Raw genomic sequence first — 22,403 nt, 5'->3', positions numbered from 1 at the left:
GGAGGCGCGCATGGGACACGACCACGGCGCGCCCTCGGCCGTGTCGGGCACGCTCAGCGGCACCTACCGCAAGCGGCTCCTGTGGACCATCGGCATCAGCGCGTCGATCACCCTCATCCAGGTGGTCGGCGCGCTGCTCTCCGGAAGCCTCGCGCTGCTCGCCGACGCCGCGCACAGCCTCACCGACGCGGTAGGCGTCTCGCTCGCGCTCGGCGCGATCACGCTCGCCCAGCGCGCCCCGACCCCGCGCCGCACCTTCGGGTTCTACCGCGTGGAAATCTTCTCGGCCGTCCTGAACGCCCTGCTGCTCGCCGCCATCTTCGTATGGGTCCTGTGGTCGGCGATCGGCCGCTTCAGCGAGCCCGTCGAGGTCAAGGGCGGCCTGATGTTCGCGGTCGCGGTGGGCGGTCTCGCCGCGAACCTGGTCGGCCTGTGGCTGCTCAAGGACGCCAAGGACAAGAGCCTCAACCTGCGCGGCGCCTATCTGGAGGTGCTCGGCGACGCCCTCGGTTCGGTCGCCGTGATCGTGGGCGGCCTGATCATCCTGTTCACCGGCTGGCAGGCGGCGGACCCGATCGCCTCCATCGTCATCGGCCTGCTGATCGTGCCGCGCACGTACGGGCTGCTGCGTGACGCCCTGCACGTCCTGATGGAGGCGGCCCCCGACGATGTGGACCTCGCCGAGGTCCGACGCCACCTCCTCGATGAGCCAGGTGTGGTCGCCGTACATGACCTCCACGGTTGGACGGTGACCTCGGGGATGCCCGTGCTCACCGCACATGTGGTGGTGAAGGAGGCCGCACTGCACAACGGGTACGGGGCTCTGCTGACCCGGTTGCAGAACTGTGTGGGGGAGCACTTCGACGTGGCCCACTCCACGATCCAACTGGAACCCGAAGGCCACACCGAGGCGGCGGACTCCCTCCACCACTGAACCCGCGACCCCCGACTACCCCGCCCCCCCCCGGGGCTGTCACAGATCGCGGGCCTGTCCCGTCCTCCGACCATGACTGACGAGAACAACCGCATCAACGAGCACGGCGACCGGCACGACGGCACACACGTCGACCAGCACGCCAGCGAGCGCACCCACGAAGGCAGGGACGAGGGCAGGCACATGGCTGAGGGCAGGGACATGGGCGACGGCAAGGACGACCGCAGGGGCATGGGCGAAGGCGGCGACTTGGGCGAGGGGCGGCAGGACGGCAAGGCCGGTCGCGGCCGGGACGACGGGGCCGGCGCGGGCGATGCGCGCGGCTCCGGCACCCTGGTCATCGCGGTCGTCGGCGGCACCGGGACGGTCGGCCGTCCCGTCGTCGAGGAACTGGCCGGCCGCGGACACACCGTTCGGGTCCTGAGCCGCCGCTCGGCCACCCACCCGGTCGACCTCTCCACCGGCGAGGGCCTGGAGGCCGCGCTCGCGGGCTGTGACGTGGTGGTCGACGCGGCCAACTCCGTCTCCCCGCGCACCATGCGCGCCACCCTCGTGGACGGCACGACGCGTCTGATCGCGGCCGGGCGCGCGGCCGGGGTGAGCCACCACGTGTGCGTGTCGATCGTGGGCTGCGACCGGGTACCGATGCCGTACTACAAGGTCAAAACGGCTCAGGAGGACGCTGTCACGGTCGGCGGGGTGCCGTGGACGATCGTGCGGGCCACACAGTTCCACGAGCTGTTCGTGGGCATGTTCGGCGCGATGGCGCGGGCCGGTGTCGTGCTGGCCCCGAGGGACCTGACGTTCCAGCCCATCGCCGCCGCGGAGGCGGCCCGGGCGGTCGCGGACGCGGCCGAATCGGCCCCGCGCAACGGCCGGATCGAGGTGGCCGGCCCGGAGCGGGCCGACCTGCGCACGCTGGCCAGGGTGTGGCGGGACACCACATCGCGCAGGGTCCTCCTGGTGCCCGCCCCCCTCCCCGGCCCCATAGGCAGGACGATCCGCGCGGGGCACCTCACCTCCGCCCACCCCGACGCCCGGGGGACCACGACGTTCACGCAGTGGCTGACGGAGCGGGCGCGGGGCGCCTAGAGAATGATGGGGCCGACCGCGCAGGCTCGCGGGCCCGGCCCCCATGCCCCGGGGGCCGAGCCCGACTGTTCTGGGAGCCGAGCCCACATGTCCCGGGGCCTGCCTCCTTCGGGATCCCGCCGTTCCCGGGGACCCGCTCCTCCCGGGGGGCTGCTTCTCCCGGGGGCCGCCGCCCTTCCCGGCGATCCCCTCCTCCCCGGGGATCCGCTCCTCCCGGGGCCCGCCCTTCCCGGGGGCCTGCCCTTCCCGAGGCCCGCTCCTCTCGGGGGCCCGCCCTCCCCGGGGGCCCGCCCTTCCCGGGGGCCCGCTCCCCCCGAAGGCGTGCCCCCCGGGTGCCCCACCCCCCAGGACGCTCCCAATCCGGTGGCCCGACTCAGGGCCCGATGGCACGATCGGCGGCATATGGACAACGCACGCATGCCGTCGGAGGACCCACCGTCCCCGTCCCAGCACACCCAGTCCCCGCACACCCAGTCCCCGTACCCCTCCGCCCCCGCCCCGCGCTGGCGCGCCCGACCCGAGGCCCCCGGTGAGACCGAGGCCGTACGCGGGGTGAACCTCGCGGCGTTCCCGACCGCCGCCGAGGCCGACCTCGTGGACGCGCTGCGCGGGGACCCGGCGTGGGTCCCCGGCCTCTCCCTGGTGGCCGAGGCGCCGGACGGCACGGTCGTGGGCCACGCCCTGCTGACCCGGTGCCGGGTGGGCGGTGCCGAGGCGCTGGCCCTCGCCCCCGTCGCGGTGGCACCCGGACATCAGCGCGGGGGCGCCGGAACGGCCGTGGTGCGGGCCGCGCTCGACGCGGCCCGGGCCCTGGGCGAAGACCTGGTCGTGGTGCTCGGGCACCCCGGCTACTACCCCCGCTTCGGTTTCGCTCCGGCCTCCGGGTTCGGCGTGCGGGCCCCCTTCGACGTGCCGGACGGGGCCCTGATGGCGCTGCGCCTGCAACCGGACGGACCGGCGGCCCCCACGGGCGTGATCCAGTACGCCGCACCGTTCGGGGTATGAGGCGCCTGGGCTCAACGAGGCGTATGTACAAGGGAGTTGCGGTCGGGGTGCGCACCGGGATCCGGGAGCCCCGGCAGGCCCCGGCGCCCGGGCCTTGAGCGCCCCATCAGGCCTGGACGCCCGGGACCTGGCTGCCCCGGCAGGCCCGGGCTCACCCCGCGATACCGCCGTCCGACCGCATCGAACCCTCCGCAGAATGCTTGAGCGCCCCCAACACCCAGCCGCAATATCGGTGTTCGGTCACCACATACACCGGGGTCGTCCCATCGCGGCACTCCACGACCTGCCAGCCGGGAGCGGGCCGCGGGCCCGGGTCGGTCCAGTACGGCGGGCGGACCCGGACGGCCGTGAGGGTGTGCGGCACGGTGCGCCGGACGGCCCGGCCGCCCGGGTCCGGGGTGGACGCGAGCAGCCCCGGAGCGACGACCAGATGCCGGAACTCCTCATGGCTGTACGGGACTTCGCCGAGGATTATGCCGGGGAAGCACTCGCTCGCCTGCGGCACCAGCGGGGCGACCTTGACGGTGTCGGTGGTGCGGCGGTGGCGGCGGTGGGTCAGCCAGGCGGCCCCCGCGAGCACCGGCACGGCGCCGACCGCCGTGAGCAGCAGGGCGGTGGGGACGCCCCCGGTGACCCAGGGCACGGCGAACGCGCAGCAGCAGATGAGCAGGCCCGACGCGAGGGGCGGGGCGAGCCGCCACGGCCGGTGCTCGGGCGGCTCAGTGGCACGCCGTGCCGCACGGTGGGCGCCGCTCAGACAGCCACCGCCCAGGGCGAGCAGGACGAGCGCCGCGGCGAGCGGCAGCCGGTAGCCGCCCCGTGGGTCCTGCGCCGTGTACTGGCGGAGCCCCCGGAACTCCACGTACCTGATCTCCCCGCGCCAGTACGTGAGCCGGAGTTCGGCGCCCGGCGCCACCGCGGCGAACACCGGGGTGCGGCCGTCCATCTTGACGCGGCGCGGCGGCGCGGCGGCCGGGCCGCCCGGCACGCCCCTGGGCGGGCTGGCCTTCAGCCGCCCCGGCAGCGCCCCGGGCCAGTCGCGCATCCGGCCGAGCCCGAGCCAGTAGTAGGTGGACCGGTGCTGGTGGTCGGCCGCGGCGGAGGTCACGGTGGCCGAGACGGTATGTCTGCACTCCGAAGTCGCCTCGGCGACCGGGCAGTTGGGCGCCGAGGCGAACGCCCGCTCGGCGTCGAGGGATTGGGGCACGGTGGCCAGGAGCGGCCAGCCGGCAACGAGCACGAGCGCGAAGCCGATCACCGCCGGGGCGAGGGCGGCGGACCGGTCGCGGGCCGTGGCACCAAGAACGTTCACCGCGTACCGCTCAGGAGCGTCGCGAACCGCACGAACGGGGATGACTCGATCATCATCAGGTCATTCTGGCCCCTGACGACAGGCAACTTCCGGCCGAAAGACGGTGGTTCAGACCAGTGGGCAGGGGCCAACCAGGGGTGGCTGAACCGATCTTGCGGCTGTCTCCGCCCCGCCGGGCCCCGGTTCTGATCAGGGCGCCCACCTGCACGGGTTCACCCATAGGTGTGAGCGGCGTACGACATGGGCCAGTGGCACTTGCTCGAAGGCACTGCGTGCCGCATACGGGGCTCGTCGGCCGAGCCCGCAACCGGATGCGTCGGCACCCTGATGTTCCGGCGCGCGCGGTGCGACAATTCGCTCCACACAAGCCAGCCGACAACTATGTGCGGACCGATCAGCTCGGCACATGCACGCCACATGTGCATCCCCCACATGCACACCCCGTGGTGCTCCCCGACTGCGTACGAGCCGCCGCGAGCGGGCACAGGCCCAACCGGCGCTCCCCGAAGTGAAGGTGATGGGGCCATGTCCGCGGACATGAAGGTGCTACTGGTCGACGACCACGAGGACAACCTGTTCGCGATGGAGAGCATCCTCGCGCCGCTCGGCTACCCGATGGAGCTCGCGACCAGCGGCGACGCGGCTCTGAAGGCGGCGCTGCACGGAGGGATAGCGGTCGCGGTCCTCGACGTGGTGATGCCCGGCGTGAGCGGCCTGGACGTGGCCCGCTACCTGAGCCGCCTCACCCAGACCCAGCTGATCCCCGTCATCCTGGTGACCGGCATGGGCCACGACAGCGACCTGGCCGCGCAGGCCCTGCACCTCGGGGTCGCCGACTACCTGATCAAGCCCCTCGACCCCTGGGCCCTGCGCATCAAGGTCCAGTACCTGTACCGCACGAGTGCCCACCTGACCGGCGCGTCCCCCCGCCAGCGGTCCCCCCGCCCCCACCCGACCGACTCCCCCCAACTGGCCCTGCGCCGACGCCCGTTACGTCCCGCAGAGACCGTCAGAATCCCCACCCAACCGGACGACCCACCCCGCTGAGCCGACACTGAGCCGACGCTCTGCCGTGAAGCCCGGGCGGTCAGGAAAAGATCTCCAGCACGATCGCCAGGGGCCACATCAAGTACTGCTTGAGCCGGTGCCAGCCGTTGCAGTAGGCCTTCACGCGCCACCGGCCGCGCCGGGTGACCGGCTTCTGGCACCAACGACACGGTCGACTCTCGCTCATCCCCTCCATGACGCCGACTCTAGCGACCCCCCTTCACGCCGAACGCACCTGCCCCGAGCCGCCGATCCCGCGAGGACCGCCTGCCGCGAACCCTGGCTTGAGACCAGGTCGCCCTATGCGCTCCAGACATCTCACGAGCGTGCGACTGCATGGAGGCCGGCGGCGTGCGGGGACGTCAGAGGGGTTCGTCGTCGGGGAAGAGGTCGAGCAGCGCTTCGCCGTCCAGGTCCGGTGGCGTGGCCCCTTGGTCGGACAGGAGCTGCTCCGCCCAGATGATCTTTCCTTCGGCGGTGTAGCGGGTGCCCCAGCGCTCGGAGGTCCGGGCGACCAGGAACAGCCCGCGGCCTCCTTCGTCCGTCGTGGCCGCGTACCGCAGATGGGGCGATGTGCTGCTGCCGTCGGTCACTTCGCAGGTCAGGCCCTGGTCGTGCAGCAGCCGGACCCTGATCGGCGGGGAGCCGTAGCGGATCGCGTTGGTGAGCAGCTCGCTCAGGATCAGTTCCGTGCCGAACTCCAGGTCCGCGAGACCCCATTCCCGGAGCTTCGCGGCAGCCGCGGCCCGCATCCCGGCGACGGCGCTGGGGACGGGCGGCACGTCCCATTCCGCGACCCGGTCGGGTCCCAGGGTCCGGGTGCGGGCGACCAGCAGCGCCACGTCGTCCTTCGCGCGGCCGGGCAGCAGCGCGCCGAGCACGTCCTGGCAGGTCTGCTCCGGTGTGCGGTCGGTACGGGAGAGCGCCTGGCGCAGCAGTTCCATGCCGACGTCGATGTCCCGGGTGCGGTCCTCGATCAGCCCGTCGGTGTAGAAGACGAGCCGGCTGCCCTCCTCGATGTCCATTTCCATGGTCTCGAACGGCATGGTGCCGAGCCCGAGCGGCGGTCCGGCCGGGATGTCGGGGAACTCGACGCTCCCGTCGGGGCGGACCACGGCGGGCGGCGGATGCCCCGCGCGGGCGAAGCAGCAGCGGCGGGTGACCGGGTTGTAGACCGCGTACAAGCAGGTGGCCCCGGTCATGGCCGAGTCCTCCAGCCCGCCTGCGGCTCCCGCCTCGTCCTGGTCGATACGGCTCACCAGTTCGTCGAGGTGGCTGAGGAGTTCGTCGGGCGGCTGGTCCAGCGTGGAGAAGTTGTGCACCGCGGTGCGCAGGCGCCCCATCGTCGCCGCCGCGTGCAGCCCATGGCCGACGACGTCGCCGACGACCAGGGCCACGCGGCTGCCCGGCAGCGGGATCACGTCGAACCAGTCGCCGCCCACCCCGGACTGCGCGGGCAGGTAGCGGTGTGCCACCTCGACGGCGCTGTGCCGGGGCAGTGCCCGCGGCAGCAGGCTGCGCTGGAGCGTCACGGCCAGGGCGTGCTCGCGGGTGTAGCGGCGGGCGTTGTCCACGGACACCGCAGCGCGGGCGACCAGTTCCTCGGCCAGGGAGAGGTCGTCCTCGTCGAAGGGCCCGGGCTTCTCCGAGCGCCAGAAGTTGGCCACCCCCAGCACGGCTCCGCGGGCCTGGAGGGGGACGGTGATGAGCGAGTGGATGCCGTAGCCGATGATGTCCTGCGTACGCTCCGGGTCCTGCGCCTGCCAGCCCGGCGCCCGCGACAGGTCCGGCACCAGCTCGGCGTGCCCGCTGCCGTAGCCGCGGGCCTGCGGGGTCGACGGAAGGAACCCGATCAGCCGGCCGCACTCGTACAGCGGGTGGTCGTCGCGGATACCGCTGACGGCGGTCCGGCGCATTTCCGAGCTCCTGGGGTTGGGCTCCTCCCCGCCCAGCACCGGGTCGGGCAGGTCGACGGTCACGAAGTCGGCGAAGGCGGGCACCGCGATCTCGGCCAGTTCCTCGGCCGTGCGTCTGACGTCCAGCGTGGTACCGATGCCGACCCCCGCGTCGTACAGCAGCCGCAGCCGCTCGCGCGCCACCTCGGCCCGGCCCGTGAGCGCCTGCAGCTCCGTGGAGTCGCGGATGGTGGCGACAGTCCCCATCGTGCCCCCGGGGCCGTCGGTGGGCCGTTGGTTCACTACCAGCAGCCGGTCCCCGGTCGCATGGACCTCATCGGTGGCCGCCCGGCCGGACGCCAGCAGCTCGGCCGTGGCGGGATCGAGTCCTTCCAGCTCCGCGACCGGGCGGCCCTCGGAGTCGGGGGCCAGTCCCAGCAGCCGCCGGGCCTCGTCGTTGGCGAGCAGCACCGTCCCGTCGCCCGCGACGATGACGACGCCTTCCCGCACGGCGTGCAGGACCGCGTCGTGGTGCTCGTACATGCGGGTCATCTCCGCCGGGCCGAGCCCGTGGGTCTGGCGCCTGAGGCGTCTGGTGGTCAGCGCGGTGCCGCCGGTGGCCAACGCGAGGCCCGCCGCGCCCGTGCCCAGGATGACGCTCAGCTGGTGGTCGGTCTCGGCGGTCACGTTGCGGACCTTGAGACCGGCCGAGACCAGGCCCACCACCCTGCCGCCCGGTGCGGTCACCGGCACCACCGCCTGCACCTCGCGGCCCAGGGGTCCCTGCACGCTCTCGACCAGGACCTGGCCCGCAAGGGACGGTCCGATGGTGCCCACGAAACGCTTCCCGATCCGATCCGGCAGCGGATGCGTGTAGCGGATGCCGTTGGTGTCCATCACCACGATGAAGTCCACGTGCGCCGCCCTGCGGGTCTCCTCGGTGATCGGCTGGAGCACCGTGGAGGGATGGGGTGAGTTCAGGGCTGCGATGAGCCCCGGCGAGTGGGCGAACGCCTCCGCGACGGCGACCGAGCGGTTCCTGGCCTCGTTGTCGATATCGCGCCGGGTCTGCAGCACGAGCGCCAGAATCGCGCCGATGACGAGCAGGACGACGACTGCCACCTGGAGGATGAAGACCTGCCCGGCGACACTTCTGGGACGCTTGGGGAGCAGCGACCGCACCGACACGCCCCGTAGTCGGCCGAAACGCCTGATCACACAATCTTTTCTACACCCCTGCCCGCCCTGTCCGCCGGACGAGCCGTACACGCGATCCCGGCCCCGGTACTGGCAGCAGCCGGCGATCGAGTGGTCGGCGACCGCTCCCCGGAGGCACGAGGCACACCCTGGAAGAGCCCACCCGTCGATCGGCGGAAGGGCGGACAGCAGCCGTTCCAGGTCCACGTCGGCAGCCCGGCCAAGACGTCTGACGGGCGGTCACGATGCGTCGGCGGGCGGAGAACTGCAGCCCCAACCGCAGCCACGCACGTCGAAGGGCCCCGCAGCGAACTGCGGGGCCCTTCGACGTATTGCCCGGTGAGAGCAATGGCGGAGGATACGAGATTCGAACTCGTGAGGGGTTGCCCCCAACACGCTTTCCAAGCGTGCGCCCTAGGCCACTAGGCGAATCCTCCGCGGCAAACAATACAAGACGTTGAGGGGTGCTCGCGAACTCGTTCCCACGTCAGGGATCGGGTACCCTGTGCGGAGCCCCTCACGTGGCGCTATCTGACTGAACTCCCCCAGGGCCGGAAGGCAGCAAGGGTAGGTCGGCTCTGGCGGGTGCGTGAGGGGCGCTTTGTTTGGGGTGGTGGCCGGCGTCCGGCCGGCCAGGCGGGGTCGGGGGTCGTCCCGGGTTGGTGGGGGACGGCGGTTGTCAGTGGGCCCCGATAACCTCGTATGCGTGTCGTCCCTTGCGCTGTACCGCCGCTACCGCCCCGAGTCCTTCGCCGAGGTCATCGGGCAGGAGCATGTCACCGACCCGCTGCAGCAGGCGCTGCGGAACAACCGGGTCAATCACGCGTACCTGTTCAGCGGGCCGCGGGGCTGTGGCAAGACGACCAGCGCGCGGATCCTGGCCCGCTGTCTGAACTGCGAGCAGGGCCCGACGCCCACCCCGTGCGGCGAGTGCCAGTCCTGTCAGGACCTGGCGCGCAACGGCCCGGGTTCCATCGACGTGATCGAGATCGACGCGGCGTCGCACGGAGGCGTGGACGACGCCCGTGAGCTGCGCGAGAAGGCCTTCTTCGGGCCCGCCTCCAGCCGCTACAAGATCTACATCATCGACGAGGCCCACATGGTGACCTCGGCCGGCTTCAACGCCCTGCTGAAGGTCGTCGAGGAGCCGCCGGAGCACCTCAAGTTCATCTTCGCCACCACCGAGCCCGAGAAGGTCATCGGGACCATCCGGTCGCGTACGCACCACTACCCGTTCCGCCTCGTGCCCCCCGGCACCCTGCGCGAGTACCTGGGGGAGGTCTGCGGGCGCGAGGGCATCCCCATCGAGGACGGCGTGCTGCCGCTCGTGGTGCGGGCCGGCGCCGGCTCGGTGCGTGACTCCATGTCCGTCATGGACCAGCTGCTGGCCGGCGCCGCCGACGACGGTGTGACGTACGCCATGGCCACCGCCCTGCTCGGGTACACCGACGGGTCCCTGCTCGACTCCGTCGTCGACGCCTTCGCGGCGGGCGACGGGGCCGCCGCCTTCGAGGTGGTCGACCGCGTCATCGAGGGCGGCAACGATCCGCGCCGCTTCGTCGCAGACCTCCTGGAGCGGCTGCGCGACCTCGTCATCCTGGCCGCCGTTCCCGACGCCGGTGAGAAGGGGCTCATCGACGCGCCCGCCGATGTCGTCGAGCGGATGCAGGCGCAGGCCTCGGTATTCGGCGCGGCCGAGCTGAGCCGCGCCGCCGACCTCGTCAACGCCGGGCTCACCGAGATGCGCGGGGCCACCTCGCCCCGGCTCCAGCTCGAACTGATCTGTGCCCGCGTGCTGTTGCCGGCCGCCTACGACGACGAGCGCTCGCTCCAGGCCCGGCTCGACCGGCTGGAGCGGGGCGTCGGCGCGGCCTTCCAGGCGGCGCCCGCCTCGGGCCCCGCCCTGGGGTACGCCCCCGGGCCCGAGGCGCACGCGCCGATGCAGGGCGGGCCCATGCAGGGTGCGCCCATGCCGGGCGGGCCCGAGGCTGCTCGGGCCGCGGTGCGGGGTGCCGGGGCGGGGAGCACGGCGCCGGTCGCCGGGCCCGCCCAGTCCGGCCCGGCCGCACCCTCGGCCCCGCCTGCCGCCCAGGCGCCCACCCCTCAGCCCCCCGCACAGCCGGAGCCCGCCCGGCCCCAGGGCGTACAGCCCCAGCCGGCCCCACCCGCTCAGCCCCAGGCAAGGCCCCAGCCGGCTCAGCCCGAGCAGCAGCCCGCCGCCGGGGCCTGGCCCTCGGCCGCCGCGCCCGGGCAGGGCGGTGGCCAGCGTCCCGGTGCCTGGCCCGGCGCGGCCGCCCCGGCCTCCGGCTCCGGCCCCTCCGCCGGCGCCTGGCCTTCGGCGTCCCCGGCCGCCCCGGCCCCGGCCCCCACCCCCGAACCCGCCCCGGCCGCCCCGGCCCCCGCCGGCCAGGGCAACGCGCTCCAGGTGCGCACCATGTGGCCGGACATCCTGGAGGCCGTCAAGAACAAGCGGCGCTTCACCTGGATCCTGCTCAGCCAGAACGCGCAGGTGGCCGGATTCGACGGCACCACCGTGCAGCTCGGCTTCATCAACGCGGGCGCCCGGGACAACTTCGCGAGCAGCGGCAGTGAGGACGTGCTGCGCAGCGTGCTCGCCGAGCGGTTCGGTGTGCAGTGGAAGGTCGAGGCGATCATCGATCCCTCGGGCGGCGCCCAGCCGCCACCCGCCGCGGGCAACTTCGGCGGCGCCGCCCCCCGCCCCCCGGCGCCCCCTGCCCCGCAGCAGTACCAGCCCGCCCCCCAGCCTTCGCAGCCCTCGCAGGCCGCCCCCTCCTCGCGGCCCGCGACCCCGGCCGCCCCCGCCCCCGTACGGGAACAGCCGCCGCAGGACGCCGCTCCCGTACGGCACGAGGAGCCGCCTCCGCCGCCGGTCCGCCCGGAGGACGACATTCCGGAGGACGACGATCCGGACCTGGTGGACAACGCCCTGTCCGGTCACGACCTCATCGTGCGCGAGCTCGGGGCCACCGTGGTGGAGGAATATACGAACGAGGGGTGAGGGCCCGCTCGGCAGCCCGCACAAAGATCGCGCCACCGCGGCGGCTAGGCTGGCTGCCGTGAAGGTCCTTGTCATCGGCGGCGGTGCCCGTGAGCACGCCCTGTGCCGTTCCCTGTCCCTCGACCCCGACGTGACGGCGCTGCACTGCGCCCCCGGCAACGCCGGGATCGCGGAGGTCGCCGAGCTCCACCCGGTCGACCAGCTGGACGGGGAAGCGGTCGCCCGCCTCGCCGTCGAGCTGGGCAGCGAGCTGGTCGTGGTCGGGCCCGAGGCCCCGCTGGTCGCCGGCGTCGCCGACGCCGTACGGGCCGCCGGCATCCCCTGCTTCGGCCCCTCGAAGGAGGCCGCGCAGCTGGAGGGCTCCAAGGCCTTCGCCAAGGACGTGATGGCGGCGGCGAGCGTGCCGACCGCGCGCTCCTACGTCTGCACCACCCCCGAGGAGATCGACGAGGCGCTCGACGCCTTCGGCGCCCCCTACGTGGTGAAGGACGACGGCCTCGCGGCCGGCAAGGGCGTCGTCGTGACCGACGACCTCGCCGCCGCCCGCGAGCACGCGCTGGCCTGCGAGCGCGTCGTCATCGAGGAGTTCCTCGACGGGCCCGAGGTCTCGCTGTTCGCGATCACCGACGGCGTCACCGTCGTCCCGCTCCAGCCCGCGCAGGACTTCAAGCGCGCGCTCGACGGCGACGAGGGCCCCAACACCGGTGGCATGGGCGCCTATTCGCCCCTCCCGTGGGCCGACCCGAAGCTGGTCGACGAGGTGATGGAGAGCGTGCTCCAGCCGACCGTCGACGAGCTGCGCCGGCGCGGCACCCCGTTCTCCGGGCTCCTGTACGCGGGCCTCGCGATCACCTCGCGCGGAGTGCGGGTCATCGAGTTCAACGCGCGGTTCGGCGACCCCGAGACGCAGGTCGTGCTCGCCCGGCTCCGGACCCCGCTCGCCGGCGTCCTGTTCCACTCGGCCAACGGCACCCTCGACGTACAGCCGCCGCTGGCCTGGCGTGACGACGCGGCCGTCACCGTGGTCATCGCCTCGCACAACTACCCGGCCACGCCCCGCACCGGCGACCCGATCGAGGGCCTGGCCGATGTCGCGGCCCAGGATGAGCCCACCGCGTACGTCCTGCACGCCGGGACGCGGCGCGAGGGCGACGCGGTGGTCAGCGCGGGCGGCCGGGTCCTGTCGGTCACCGCGACCGGCGCCGACCTAGCCCAGGCCCGGGAGCGGGCCTACACCGCGGTCGGCCGGATCCGCCTCGACGGCTCGCAGCACCGCACCGACATCGCGCGCAAGGCGGCCGGGGCACAGGGCTGAACCTCGGCACGGCCACGCGGGGTCCCGGCACGACGGCCGGGGCCCCGCGTCGTCGTGCCGGCCCGGTGCGGCGCCCGGCGACCGCCACCCCGGGGCCGCCGGACACCGTCCGCGAACCTGCCCCCACGACCGGCCGCGACAACCGCACCTTTGCCCAGAGCCATTCCATCGAGTGACGGGTGGCCCATCCGGATGACTCCTGCCGAAGGCCCAACTAGGGTGCGGCGAAGGCGTTCCGGCACTTGGCCCACCGGCATTGCGATGTCGGTGGCGGGTGCCACAGTGGGGGAGTGAGCATCGCCGTCGCAGGGCAGAGGGGGTGACGTCCGACCGTGTCAGGTTCCGGAGTGGATGGAGAGGCGGGTGCGCGGCACGCGCGTTCGCGGGCTCTCGCCGTGCTGCGCATCCGCAGCAGGGCGCTGGCCGTGGCCCTGCTGCCCGCGGCGGTCGCCGTGGTGCTGGCCGTCGCCGCGGCCCAGGGCCGTATCGAGGGCAGCGGCTGGGACACGGCGCGCTGGGCGGTCACCGCCACCGCGCTGCTCGTGCTGCTGCTCGCGGCCGCCGTCGCGGCCGTGATCGCCCGGGCCAGACCGGCCCTGTCACCCACGGTGGACCTCGCCGAATCGGCCGCCCCCGACCTGTACCGCATGGTGCGGGACCTGGCGGAGCGGCTGGACGTCCCGCCGCCCTCCGCGATAGCCCTCACGCCGGACTGCGACAGCTGGCTGGAGGACCGCACCCACCCTTCGCACACCGACAGGGCGGCGCGGCCCGCCCGCTCCATACGCGGCGGCGCGCGGGCCCGGCAGGTGCAGGCCGCTCCGGTCCTGGTCATCGGCTCGCCCTTCCTGTGGTGGATGCGGGTGGGGGAGCTGCGCGCGATCCTCGCCCCCGTCGTCGCCGGTACGGGCCCCTCCGCGCATCCGGACATAGCCGCCGCCCGCCGCTTCGTACGGGGTCTGGACGCGGCGGTCGGCCTGGCCCAGCGGCCCGGCCCCGGCCTGGTGCGGCGCCTGCCGCTCGGCTTCGCGGGCGCGGTCGCCCGGCTGCTGCTGCGGGCCTGCCGGGTACATGCCGCCGAGATGGAGCGCGGGGTCGCGGTCGCCGCCTCCGAGCGCGCCCAGGCGGTGGACTACGGGGTCCGTATCGTCGCCCAGGAGCAGGTCGGCCTCGCCTACGCGGGGTGGGACCGGCTGCTGACCCGGGTCGCGCTGCCCGCCTGGCGGATGGGCCGCTGGCCCTCCCGGCTGGACGCGGGCGTGGTCTCCGCGCTCACCGAACTGTCCCGGCGCGACCGCCTGGCCGAGGGCTTCGCCTCCCGGCTCGGCGAGCGTCCGGCCTGTGACCTGCTGGAGGAGCCCGGCGCCGCCGACGAGGCCACCTCGCTGCTGGCCGCCCGGCTCTTCCACGGCGGTCCCGCCGAGCCCGGCCCCGACTGGGCGCCGGTGGACTGGGCGGCGTATCCCGAGGAGGTCGTCGACCGCAAGTGGCGCACCGAGGCGGCCCGGCTGCACCGGGTCCTCGACGGGCTCGACGCGCGGCGCGACGCGCAGTCCGCGGCGCCCACGCTGGCCCGCGTCATCGCCCATCTGTCCGGCACGGACGGCGAGGCCGCCGAGCGCCTCGCGGCCCGGATCGCCGCGGCGGTGGCCGGCGAGGAGGCGGCGACCGCACCGCCCGCACCGGGCCCCGAAGCCTGGGGCGCCGACGCGGTGCCGCTCTTCCCGCTCCAACCGCCGCGCACCGGGCGGGAGTTGCTGGCCGACCACGTGACGGCGATGGTGTGCTGCGCCGCGATCGACACGGCGGGCGCGCAGCCGGGCCTCGACTGGCTGGACGGCCCCTCCCTGCTGATCGACGACGTACGCCGCTCGGACCTGGCCTCCCCGGTCCTCGCCCTGGTCGAGGACGGCGACCCGGACGAGCTGCGCGACTGGCTCGCCACGATCGGCATCCGCGCGGAGAAGCCGGTACGCCTGGTCTGAGCGGCCCGGGCCGGGAGCCGCCCCCGGCGCTGCGCCCGGCACCGCACCCCGGAGCCGCTCGCGCGCCCGGAGCCGCCCGCGGTACGCGCGCCCGATACCGCGGTACGCGCGCCCGGAGCCGCCCCCGGCACCGCCCCCCGGAGCCGCCCCGCCCTCAACAGGGCCCCCAATGGCACGAGTTCGCCCGAGGTATCCGGAATGCCGTGCTCCCCTTGACGTCAATTCGCGACGAACGGTGACGGACTGCGCGCGTTATGTGATGTGCTGGGGACCGGAAGCGGACAGCGGGTGGACACGACCCGCACCAGAGGGGTTCCGGGGGGCCGAGGGAGGGGAGCGACATGGGGGCGGACCGGTCGGACCACATCCGGCGCTGGGAGTCGGGCGCCCTCGCGCACGCGGTCTCCGACCCCTTCGGGCAGGGCCCGGTGCCCTGGCTGCGCGGCAGCGAGACCTACTTCGACGACACCGGGCACGTGGTGCCCTGGTACGTCGACCACGTCCCGGGACAGCAGGGCCCGGTCCGGAGCCCCGCCCGGAACACCGGCCCGCGCACCGCCGACGACGTGCACCGGCAGATCAAGGGGTTCGCCTCCAGCGGGGCCGTCGCCCCCGGCGAGGCGATCGATTTCCACATCACCGTGGACCCCCCGCAGCAGTTCACCGTGGACGTCTACCGGATCGGCCACTACGGCGGCGACGGCGCCGCGAAGATCGCCACCAGCCCCCGGCTCTCCGGCATCGTCCAGCCGCCCCCGCTCACCGCGGACCGCACGGTCTCCTGCCACCACTGGTGGCAGTCCTGGCGCTACCAGGTCCCCTCGCACGCCGCAGTCGGTGCCCATGTCGCCGTCCTGACCACCGCCGACGGCTACCGCTCGCACATCCCCTTCACCATCCGCGACGACCACCGCGCCGATCTGCTCCTGCTGCTCCCCGACATCACCTGGCAGGCCTACAACCTCTACCCCGAGGACGGCCGCACCGGCGCGAGCCTCTACCACGCCTGGGACGAGGAGGGCCGGCTGCTCGGCGAGGAGGACGCGGCCATCACCGTCTCCTTCGACCGCCCCTACGCGGGCGCGGGCCTGCCCCTGCACGTGGGCCACGCCTACGACTTCATCCGCTGGGCCGAGCGCTACGGCTACGACCTCGCCTACGCCGACGCCCGCGACCTGCACGCGGGCCGCGTCGACCCCGGCCGCTACCGGGGCCTGGTCTTCCCCGGCCACGACGAGTACTGGTCGGCCCCCATGCGCCGCACCGTGGAGCTGGCCCGCGACGGCGGCACCTCACTGGTCTTCCTCTCCGCCAACTCCCTCTACTGGCAAGTGGAGTTGGGGCCCTCCCCGTCCGGCGTGCCCGATCGCCTGCTGACCTGCCGCAAACGGCGCGGCCCCGGCCGGCCCGCCCTGTGGCGCGAGGTCGGGCGGCCCGAGCAGCAGCTCCTCGGCATCCAGTACGCGGGCCGCGTCCCCGAGCCCGCCCCCCTGGTCGTGCGCAACGCCGACCACTGGCTGTGGGAGGCGACCGGCGCCGGGGACGGCGACGAGATCGACGGCCTGGTGGCCGGCGAGGCCGACCGCTACTACCCGCGCACCGCGCTCCCCGAGCACCAGGACCGCATCCTGCTCGCCCACTCCCCGTACCGCGACGGCGAACAGCACGTACGGCACCAGGAGACCTCGCTGTACCGGGCGCCGTCCGGCGCGCTCGTCTTCGCCTCGGGCACCTTCGCCTGGTCCCCCGCGCTCGACCGGCCCGGCCATGTCGATCCCCGCGTCCAGCGGGCCACGGCCAACCTCCTCGACCGCATCTGCAAGCGCGACTGAGCCCCCGGCCGCCCCCGGCCGCCGTCGGGCCGACCCGCGACGGCCGGACCCGGGCGCATGGGAGAGAATCGGTATCGCTCCTGGATCAACCTACGCGGAGGAACCGTGTCCGGATTCGTAGAAAAGCCCGAGCCGCAGCAGGTGCCGGGCCTGACCCACCTCCACACGGGCAAGGTGCGTGACCTCTATCGGAACGAGGCCGGCGACCTCGTCATGGTCGCCAGCGACCGCATGTCCGCGTACGACTGGGTGCTGCCCACCGAGATCCCCGACAAGGGCCGGGTGCTCACCCAGCTCTCGCTGTGGTGGTTCGAGCTGCTGGCCGACCTGGTGCCCCACCACGTCATCTCCAGCGAGGTCCCGGCCGGCGCCCCCGCCGACTGGGCGGGCCGGACGCTGGTGTGCAGGTCGCTGGAGATGGTCCCGGTGGAGTGCGTCGCACGCGGCTACCTCACGGGCTCCGGCCTCGTCGAGTACGACCACTCCCGTACGGTGTGCGGTCTCGCGCTGCCCGAGGGCCTGGTCAACGGCTCCGAGCTGCCCGCGCCGATCTTCACCCCGGCCACCAAGGCGGCCGTCGGCGACCACGACGAGAACGTGACCTACGAGGAGGTGGCCCGCCAGATCGGCGCGGAGACCGCCGCCCAGCTGCGCCAGACCACCCTCGCCGTCTACGGCCGGGCCCGCGACATCGCGCGCGAGCGGGGCATCATCCTCGCGGACACCAAGTTCGAGTTCGGCTTCGCGGGCGAGGAGCTGGTGATCGCCGACGAGGTGCTCACCCCGGACTCCTCGCGCTTCTGGCCCGCCGCCACCTGGGAGCCGGGCCGCGCCCAGCCCTCCTACGACAAGCAGTACGTCCGCGACTGGCTGACCTCGCCCGAGTCCGGCTGGGACCGCACGAGCGAGCGGCCCCCGCCCGCGCTGCCGCAGCAGGTCGTGGACGCGACGCGCGCCAAGTACATCGAGGCCTTCGAGCAGCTCACCGGCACGAGCTGGGCGTAGCGGAGGCACACGAAGAAGCCCCCCGGTCGAGGACCGGGGGGCTTCTTCGTATGGAGCGAACGACGAGGTTCGAACTCGCGACATCCACCTTGGCAAGGTGGTGCTCTACCAGCTGAGCTACGTTCGCATGCGCCGTGGCGCGGAGACCACTATACCCAACCGCGCTCGCGGGCGAGACGCACCGCCGTGTGCCGGTTCTCGGCACCCAGTTTGGCGGCGGCCGAGGAGAGGTAGTTGCGCACCGTTCCCTGGGACAGCGCGGCCCGCTCCGCGATCTCCGCGACGGGCGCGCCGTCGGCCGCGAACCCGAGCACCTCGGCCTCGCGCGCCGTCAGCGGAGAGTCCCCCGCGGAGATCGCGTCCGCCGCCAACTCCGGGTCCACATAACGGTTTCCGGCGTGCACGGACCGGATGATCTCGGCCAGCCGCCGGGCGCTGACGGTCTTCGGCACGAACCCGCGCACCCCCGCCGACAGGGCCCGCTTGAGGTGGCCCGGCCGCCCGTGACCGGTCACGATCATGGTCCGGCAGGACGGCAGTTCGGCCCGCAGCTTTGTGGCCACCGTCACACCGTCCGCCCCCGGCATCTCCAGATCGAGCACCGCCACATCGGGCCGGTGGGCGCGGGCCATCGCGAGGGCCTCGGGCCCGGACGCGGCCTCGGCGACCACCTCCAGGTCGTCCTCAAGGCCGAGCAGCGCGGCCAGCGCGCCCCGGATCAGATGCTCGTCGTCGGCGAGCAGTACCCGCACCCGGGTCGCCGAAATCCGCTCGTCACCGGCCGTGCTCATCGCGGCACCTCCGCCGTCAGACGGAAGCGGCCCCGGCCCGCCGGGCCCGCCTCCAGGGTTCCGCCGAGCGCCGAGAGCCGTTCGCGCAGGCCCGCGAGGCCCGAGCCGGGCGTGCCGGCCGGCCGCTCGGGCACGCCGTCGTTCTCGACGACCAGGGTCGCGGTGTGCTCGGCGACCGCGAGCCGTATCGCCACGCTGCGGGCGTCCCCGTGCCGCAGCACGTTGGTGGTGGCCTCGCGCACCACCCAGCCGAGCGCCGACTGCGCCTCGGCGGTCAGGCCGTCAACCGGCCCGCTGTACTCACAGCCGATCCCGGCGGCCTCAAGGACGCCGCGGGCGCCCTCGATCTCGGTCCCCAGATCCGCCTCGCGATAGCCGCGCACCACTTCCCGTACCTCTTTCTGCGATTCCTGGGCGATGCGCTGCACCTCCACCATCTGGGCCACCGCCTCGGGCCTGCCGCGCTCGGCGAGCTGCACGGCCAGCTCGGCCTTGAGCGCGATGACGGCGAGGTTGCGGCCGAGCACGTCGTGCATGTCCCGCCCGAAGCGCAGCCGCTCCTCGGCGACCGCGAGCCGGGCCTCGGTCTCGCGGGCCCGGTCCGACTCCCACATCACCGACAGCGTCCAGGCCCCGCAGCGCGCCATGAGCAGGATCCAGGTGCCGGACAGCGCGACCACGAGGGCCAGCGCCAGCAGCCGTCCGCTCCCCACCCCGGCCACCGCGAACACCGCCGCGGTCGGCAGCGCGAGCAGCGAGAACCGGCCGAGGAACCTGCGGGGCGCGGTGAGCATGCTGTACGTCATCCCGAACGGCAGCACGAGGTACAGCACGACCAGCACCAGGTCGGTCTCCCGGAGCCCGTGCGCCGCGTACAGCGCGGCGGTCAGCGTGAGGGAGGCGAGGCACAGCGCGAGGGACACCAGGAGTGGGCGGCGCGGCGCGGTGCCGCGTCCGAGGTACTGGTCGAGCGCGCCGCGGTGCGCCCGGATGCCCTGGTGGGCCTGGGCCGCGCCGGTCAGGAGCGCCGCCACGGCCAGGGCGAGCGGTAGGGGTTCGTGCCGCAGGTCCTGCAGCACGAACGGCAGCTGCCAGCTGAGGAAGAAGAACCAGGTGGTGCACCGCCAGATCAGCCGGCTCTGGAACTCGACCTTCTCGACCCTGCTGCGGTCCCGCCAGTGGCGTTGGTGCCATCCCCTGATCCGGCCGAACACCCTCGTCCCCCTCGCCTCAGCGCCGCGGTTCCCAGCGGAAGCGCTTGCGCACGACCAGTACCGCGATGAGCGTCCAGACAACCATGACGAGCAGCTCCCGCAGGACCTCACCGGCCCCGGCGCCGCCGGTCCAGGCGCCCCGGACCAGCTGGATCAGCGGAGTCAGCGGCAGTGCCTCGCACACCACCGCCAGCTTGTCGGGCAGCAGGTCGAGCGGTACGACCATGCCCGAGCCCGCGGTCGAGAGCAGCATCAGCGGCATGACCGCGATCTGGGCGCCCTCGGCGGTCCTGGTGAAGGCGGAGGTCGCCGCGGCGAGCGCGCCGATCATGCCGACGCCGAGCAGGAGCGCCGCCGCGGCGAGCCACCCCGAGCGGGGCAGCGACACGTGCAGCCACAGCGAACAGCCCACCACGAGCAGGACGGACTGGGCGAGCGCGATGAGCACCGAGGGCAGCGCCGCGCCCGCCAGGATCTCCCGGTCGCGCAGCTCACCGGTGCGCAGCCGCTTCAGTACGAGCTCCTCACGGCGTACGACGTAGACGCCGACCAGCGGCGAGTACAGGGCGAAGAGCAGGGCGAAGCCGAGCGAGCCGGGCAGCAGCACGGTCCCCGCGTCGAGGCCGCTCTGCTTCAGGTTCATGCTGCCGACCGTCCCGTACATGGAGACGGTGAGCAGTCCCGGCAGGACGAGCACGGTGAACAGGGTGGACTTGTTGCGGGCGAGCAGGGTCAGTTCGGCCCGGGCGAGCGCCCGCATGCGGTCCGCCGCGGTCCTCGGGGGCCGCGCGGGCGCCAGGACCGGGCTCTGCACGGCGTGCAGGGTGGTGCTCATCGGACGGTCTCCTTCGTGCCGGGCGCGCGCTCCTCGCGCTGCTCCTGGGCGATGTGCAAGAACGCCTCCTCGAGCGAGGCCGAGCGCACGTCGAGCCCCCGCAGCTCGACCCCGCTCTCCCTGGCCCACAACAGCAGCCCGGTGGCGGCGTGTTGGAGCCGCGTGGTCTTCAGGCGCACGGTCCGTCCGGCCGTCTCGTGGCTGTGGACACCGAGCCGGTCGAGCGGCGGCAGGTCGCCGACGTGGTAGCCGTCGGGCAGCTCGAAGGAGATGTGGGAGGGCTGGGCGGCGACGACCTCGTCGACCCGGCCGCTCGCGGCGATCCGTCCCTCGTGCAGGATCGCGAGCCGCTCGGCGAGCGCCTCGGCCTCCTCCAGGTAGTGGGTGGTCAGCAGCACGGTGGTGCCGCCGTCACGCAGCGCGCGCACCAACTCCCAGGTGTCACGCCGCCCTTCGGCGTCCAGGCCGGTGGTCGGTTCGTCGAGGAAGAGCACCTCGGGCCGGGCGAGCAGGGCGAGCGCCAGGTCGAGCCGGCGCTTCTCGCCGCCGGAGAGCTGCTTGACCCGCACCCGGGAGCGCCGGGCCAGGTCGACGAGTTCGAGCGCCTCGGCCACCGGCCGGGCCCCGCTGGTGCAGCCGGCCCACATCCGTACGGTCTCGGCGACGGTCAGCTCGGCGGGGAAGCCGCCCTCCTGGAGCATCACCCCGGTTCGGGGGCGCACGGCGGCCCGCTCGGTGTACGGGTCGTGCCCGAGCACCCGGACGCGGCCGGCGCTCGGCGGAGCGAGTCCTTCGAGCAGCTCGACGGTGGAGGTCTTGCCCGCGCCGTTGGTGCCGAGCAGCGCGAAGAGTTCGCCGCGCGCCACGGAGAAGGAGATTCCGCAAACGGCCTCGAAGCCCCCGGCGTAGGTCCGCCGCAGCTCCTCGACCTCGATCACATCTGCTGTGCCTGCCATGACTTCAGCGTTCCGCGCGGAAGGCGGCGCGGGCAGTGCGCGGTGTCATCACGGCCCATGACAAATGTCAGGAGTGGGCGGCACGCGGGACGCGGCCGGCACGGGGCATGACGAAAGGCCCCGGTTCGATGAACCGGGGCCTTTCGTACTTCCTGAGCGGACGACGAGATTCGAACTCGCGACCCTCACCTTGGCAAGGTGATGCTCTACCAACTGAGCCACGTCCGCATGCCTCCGACCAGCTCTCACTGGGCGGCGCGAGCACTACTCTACCTGATCCACAACTGTGGTCGGTGGGCAATGCAGAGCGGGTGACAGGAATTGCACACTGCGCCTCCCCCCTGGAAGGGGGGTGTTCTACTACTGAACTACACCCGCACGCTCCGGTGGACCGGGCCCTTCGGCCTTGCCCCTCGGCGTGCTCCAGACTCTAGCTGATCAGCAGGGGGGGTGTGCAACTCCGGTGTCCGGGGCGGTCGCAGGCCGCCCCGGACGGAGGGTCAGCTCGCCTCGGCGAACGCCTCGTAGACCTTCTTCGGGATCCGGCCGCGGGCGGGCACGTCCATCTTGTTGGAGCGGGCCCAGGCGCGGACGGCCGCCGGGTCGGGGGCGACGGAGGTGTGCCGGTAGGTGCGCCCGGACTTCGACTGCTTGCGGCCCGCCGTCACGTAAGGCGCGAGCGCCTTGCGCAGTTTCTTTGCATTGGCGGGATTGAGGTCGATCTCGTAGACCTTTCCGTCCAGGCCGAACGTGACCGTTTCCGCCGCTTCTCCGCCGTCGATGTCATCGGAGAGAGTGACCACTACGCGCTGAGCCACGGATATCGGTTCCTTCCTGTGGTGTCGCCACTCTCACATGTCTGACGTGCGGCGATACCGGCCTTGCGGCGGTCAAGGAGCAATGTTGTTTTCGCTGGGATTCCTTTGTACAGCGACAGGCATTGCAATGTGAAGCCCAGCCAATTGCATC

The 22,403-nt window shown here is 73.4% G+C and carries 17 protein-coding genes, 4 tRNA genes and 1 other RNA gene; 10 read left to right on the top strand and 12 right to left on the bottom strand.

Features of this window, described 5'->3' with window-relative positions; genetic code table 11:
• The first annotated feature begins 10 nt into the window (after positions 1-10).
• From ACGF3I_RS11795 to ACGF3I_RS11785, 3 genes are all read left to right on the top strand, one after another.
• Positions 11-934, top strand: coding sequence for a cation diffusion facilitator family transporter (locus ACGF3I_RS11795; protein WP_393130702.1), 924 nt, complete (start codon positions 11-13; stop codon positions 932-934).
• A gap of 72 nt (positions 935-1,006) precedes the next feature.
• Complete coding sequence (locus ACGF3I_RS11790) at positions 1,007-2,026, top strand: SDR family oxidoreductase (RefSeq protein ID WP_393130700.1); 1,020 nt, start codon at positions 1,007-1,009, stop codon at positions 2,024-2,026.
• 402 nt (positions 2,027-2,428) lie between these two features.
• Positions 2,429-3,031, top strand: coding sequence for a GNAT family N-acetyltransferase (locus tag ACGF3I_RS11785; protein ID WP_393130697.1), 603 nt, complete (start codon positions 2,429-2,431; stop codon positions 3,029-3,031).
• 151 nt (positions 3,032-3,182) lie between these two features.
• Here ACGF3I_RS11785 and ACGF3I_RS11780 read toward each other — a convergent pair whose 3' ends face one another.
• On the bottom strand, positions 3,183-4,343 hold the full coding sequence (locus ACGF3I_RS11780; protein WP_393130695.1) for a hypothetical protein: 1,161 nt from the start codon (positions 4,341-4,343) through the stop codon (positions 3,183-3,185).
• Between the two features lie 525 nt (positions 4,344-4,868).
• On the opposite strand from ACGF3I_RS11780, the gene ACGF3I_RS11775 reads away from it, so the two are divergent.
• Complete coding sequence (locus tag ACGF3I_RS11775) at positions 4,869-5,390, top strand: two-component system response regulator (RefSeq protein WP_393130693.1); 522 nt, start codon at positions 4,869-4,871, stop codon at positions 5,388-5,390.
• Between the two features lie 40 nt (positions 5,391-5,430).
• Here ACGF3I_RS11775 and ACGF3I_RS11770 read toward each other — a convergent pair whose 3' ends face one another.
• From ACGF3I_RS11770 to ACGF3I_RS11760, 3 genes are all read right to left on the bottom strand, one after another.
• The gene (locus ACGF3I_RS11770; protein WP_393130690.1) at positions 5,431-5,577 is read right to left on the bottom strand and encodes a hypothetical protein; all 147 of its coding nucleotides are present in this window, start codon (positions 5,575-5,577) and stop codon (positions 5,431-5,433) included.
• Between the two features lie 175 nt (positions 5,578-5,752).
• Positions 5,753-8,473, bottom strand: coding sequence for a SpoIIE family protein phosphatase (locus tag ACGF3I_RS11765; RefSeq protein WP_393131227.1), 2,721 nt, complete (start codon positions 8,471-8,473; stop codon positions 5,753-5,755).
• 358 nt (positions 8,474-8,831) lie between these two features.
• Positions 8,832-8,919, bottom strand: a tRNA-Ser gene (locus ACGF3I_RS11760).
• Between the two features lie 71 nt (positions 8,920-8,990).
• Here ACGF3I_RS11760 and ffs point away from each other — a divergent pair.
• The 6 genes from ffs to ACGF3I_RS11730 all read left to right on the top strand — a co-directional run bounded on the left by ffs (position 8,991) and on the right by ACGF3I_RS11730 (position 17,638).
• Positions 8,991-9,089: signal recognition particle sRNA small type (gene ffs / locus ACGF3I_RS11755), an RNA gene on the top strand.
• Between the two features lie 99 nt (positions 9,090-9,188).
• Entirely contained in the window at positions 9,189-11,501 is a 2,313-nt protein-coding gene (locus ACGF3I_RS11750) for a DNA polymerase III subunit gamma and tau (protein WP_393130688.1), read from the top strand.
• 58 nt (positions 11,502-11,559) lie between these two features.
• Positions 11,560-12,816, top strand: a complete 1,257-nt coding sequence (gene purD, locus ACGF3I_RS11745; protein ID WP_393130686.1) for a phosphoribosylamine--glycine ligase — start codon at positions 11,560-11,562, stop codon at positions 12,814-12,816.
• A gap of 332 nt (positions 12,817-13,148) precedes the next feature.
• On the top strand, positions 13,149-14,801 hold the full coding sequence (locus ACGF3I_RS11740) for a hypothetical protein (protein WP_393130684.1): 1,653 nt from the start codon (positions 13,149-13,151) through the stop codon (positions 14,799-14,801).
• A gap of 341 nt (positions 14,802-15,142) precedes the next feature.
• Positions 15,143-16,633 carry a N,N-dimethylformamidase beta subunit family domain-containing protein gene (locus ACGF3I_RS11735; RefSeq protein WP_393130682.1) on the top strand — a complete coding sequence of 497 codons (1,491 nt, stop codon included), beginning with the start codon at positions 15,143-15,145 and terminating at the stop codon, positions 16,631-16,633.
• A gap of 105 nt (positions 16,634-16,738) precedes the next feature.
• Positions 16,739-17,638: a phosphoribosylaminoimidazolesuccinocarboxamide synthase gene (locus ACGF3I_RS11730; protein WP_393130680.1), complete on the top strand. Its 900-nt coding sequence runs from the start codon at positions 16,739-16,741 to the stop codon at positions 17,636-17,638.
• 51 nt (positions 17,639-17,689) lie between these two features.
• Here ACGF3I_RS11730 and ACGF3I_RS11725 read toward each other — a convergent pair.
• The 8 genes from ACGF3I_RS11725 to ACGF3I_RS11690 all read right to left on the bottom strand — a co-directional run bounded on the left by ACGF3I_RS11725 (position 17,690) and on the right by ACGF3I_RS11690 (position 22,252).
• Positions 17,690-17,765 (bottom strand) — tRNA-Gly (locus tag ACGF3I_RS11725).
• 22 nt (positions 17,766-17,787) lie between these two features.
• On the bottom strand, positions 17,788-18,429 hold the full coding sequence (locus ACGF3I_RS11720) for a response regulator transcription factor (protein ID WP_393130678.1): 642 nt from the start codon (positions 18,427-18,429) through the stop codon (positions 17,788-17,790).
• Positions 18,426-19,643, bottom strand: a complete 1,218-nt coding sequence (locus tag ACGF3I_RS11715) for a sensor histidine kinase (RefSeq protein WP_393130676.1) — start codon at positions 19,641-19,643, stop codon at positions 18,426-18,428. Before ACGF3I_RS11715 ends, ACGF3I_RS11720 begins: the two co-directional genes overlap by 4 nt.
• A gap of 16 nt (positions 19,644-19,659) precedes the next feature.
• Positions 19,660-20,478, bottom strand: a complete 819-nt coding sequence (locus ACGF3I_RS11710; protein WP_393130674.1) for an ABC transporter permease — start codon at positions 20,476-20,478, stop codon at positions 19,660-19,662.
• A complete protein-coding gene (locus ACGF3I_RS11705) occupies positions 20,475-21,434 on the bottom strand; it encodes an ABC transporter ATP-binding protein (protein WP_393130672.1) in 960 nt (319 codons plus the stop codon). Before ACGF3I_RS11705 ends, ACGF3I_RS11710 begins: the two co-directional genes overlap by 4 nt.
• A gap of 155 nt (positions 21,435-21,589) precedes the next feature.
• A tRNA-Gly gene (locus ACGF3I_RS11700) sits at positions 21,590-21,662 on the bottom strand.
• Between the two features lie 78 nt (positions 21,663-21,740).
• A tRNA-Gly gene (locus ACGF3I_RS11695) sits at positions 21,741-21,812 on the bottom strand.
• Between the two features lie 122 nt (positions 21,813-21,934).
• Positions 21,935-22,252, bottom strand: coding sequence for an Lsr2 family protein (locus ACGF3I_RS11690; protein ID WP_393130670.1), 318 nt, complete (start codon positions 22,250-22,252; stop codon positions 21,935-21,937).
• Between the last annotated feature and the right edge of the window lie 151 nt (positions 22,253-22,403).

Source organism: Streptomyces sp. NPDC048111 (genome assembly GCF_043202815.1).
Classification (GTDB): domain Bacteria; phylum Actinomycetota; class Actinomycetes; order Streptomycetales; family Streptomycetaceae; genus Streptomyces.
The sequence above is the reverse complement of the archived record's forward strand: the minus strand, read 5'-3'. Positions and strand labels throughout refer to the sequence as shown.